The sequence below is a fragment of the Streptomyces lonarensis genome, from assembly GCF_012033735.1.
Classification (GTDB): domain Bacteria; phylum Actinomycetota; class Actinomycetes; order Streptomycetales; family Streptomycetaceae; genus Streptomyces; species Streptomyces lonarensis.
Genome location: NZ_JAAVJD010000477.1, coordinates 1 through 1,087 on the forward strand (window position 1 = coordinate 1; position 1,087 = coordinate 1,087).

1 protein-coding gene is annotated in these 1,087 nt (G+C 76.8%); it reads right to left on the reverse strand.

Annotated features, from left to right (window positions below; all coding sequences use genetic code 11):
* Nucleotides 1–922 (reverse strand): serine/threonine-protein kinase (locus HCN56_RS25630; protein WP_167975043.1); only part of this gene is annotated, 922 nt, incomplete at its 3' end.
* Between the last annotated feature and the right edge of the window lie 165 nt (nt 923–1,087).

The window sequence follows — 1,087 nt, forward strand, 5'->3', positions numbered from 1 at the left end:
GCCAGGGGGCGACCGGGTGGGTGTAGGGGCGGGTCGGGTCCATCGGATGCCCCGTCGCCTCGCCGGTGGCGGGGCGCGGCAGCAGCGGTGCCAGCGCCGCGTGGAGGGCCCGCGCGTCGGCGGGCCGGTCCTCGGGGCGGGGCGCCAGCATGCGGTGGAGCAGCGCGACCAGGCCCGCCGGGACGTCGGGGCGGAGTTCGCCGAGCGGCTCCGGTGTCTCGTGCTGCTTGAGGTAGAGCAGGCCGGCGGCGTTGGGTGCCCGGAAGGGCGGCCGGGCGGCGAGCAGCTCGTAGCCGAGGGTCGCCAGCGCGTAGAGGTCGGTGGGCGGGCCGACGGTGCCGCCGAGCGCCTGCTCGGGCGCCATGTAGAGAGGGGTGCCGATCAGGGTGCCGGTGCGGGTGAGCCTGGTCTCCTCGCTGTCGCCGGTGACGGCGGCGATCCCCAGGTCGAGGATGACGAGGCGGCCGTCCGGCCGGATCATGATGTTGCCCGGCTTGAGGTCGCGGTGGACGACACCGACGTCGTGCACGGCCGCGAGGGCCGAGGCGACCTGCGCCAGGACGGCGAGCGCCCACTGCCACGGGTAGGGGTCGTGCTCGGCGAGGTGGTCGGCGAGGTCGCTGCCGTCGACCAGCTGCATCACCAGGTAGAGGGTGTCCGCATCGCTACCGGCGTCGTGCACGCCCACCAGCCCGGGGTGGTCGATGCGGGCGGTGGCGCGGCTCTCCCGCAGGAACCGGCGGCGCAGCTCGTCCGGGTCGGTGGTGCCCGCGAGGGAGGCGAGCCGCGTGGCGTGGAGCAGCTTCACGGCGACCTTGCGTTCGCCAAGGGTCAGGTCGCGGCCGAGCCAGACCTCGCCCATGCCGCCGCGGCCGAGCGGGTGCTCCAGGCGGTAGCGGCCGTCGAGGACCCGGCCGATCACCGGCGGTCGTCCTGGTCGCGGAGCAGCTCACCCAGTTCGTCGAGTTCCGAGGCGGCCTGCCGCAGCCGTGACGAGGAGGGCGGGGCGGCGGCGGGCGGGGCGTCGGCGGGCGGCGGCGTGGCGGCCCGCGGCCCGGGGGCCGGGTACGCGTCGGCGGGGCGGGAT